The organism is Cysteiniphilum sp. JM-1 (genome assembly GCF_008711525.1).
Lineage (GTDB): Bacteria > Pseudomonadota > Gammaproteobacteria > Francisellales > Francisellaceae > Caedibacter.
On the sequence record NZ_VXKS01000065.1, the window covers coordinates 1 to 524 of the forward strand.

Consider the following 524-nt stretch of genomic DNA (forward strand, 5'->3'; position numbering starts at 1 on the left):
CAAATTACACTCTTAAATCTAGGCAGTAGCTATACTGCCATTGATGAGTCAGAATGGACATTGTTAACCGATCGCGTTAAAGACTTACTTCATGGTGCTGAGCATGCGCTATTGAGTGTTGATGATCATATCGAAGCAGAAGCACGTCGCTTAAGCGCTCTTGTGATTAAAAAACACGGTGAAGCGTTATTTAATACAACACCAGCAGAATCACACTATGAGCAAGTAGATATTTCCTCTGTTGAATCCTCTGATATTAAAAGTATTGGTGCCGAAAGCCTTGTCCACAAAGCAGCGCAAGACCTGCATTTGCCAAAGGTTCTAAGCACATGTGGTTTATCCAATAGCGAGTGCCAAGACGCGCTAGCCACGATTTTAGCGCGCACATTATACCCTGCCAGTGAAGTGAGGACGTGTGAAGTTTTAAAAACCAAAAGTGCGCTAGATGAGGTACTACAGACTGATTTTAGCACCTTACATAAGAATCGCCTGTACCGCATTTCAGATGTCCTATTAAAGTCTAA

Annotated in this window: 1 protein-coding gene; it reads left to right on the forward strand. The window is 42.4% G+C overall.

Annotation, left to right across the window (positions count from 1 at the left end; genetic code table 11):
- Positions 1 to 524 (forward strand): hypothetical protein (locus F3D68_RS11340; protein ID WP_191092816.1); only part of this gene is annotated, 524 nt, incomplete at both ends.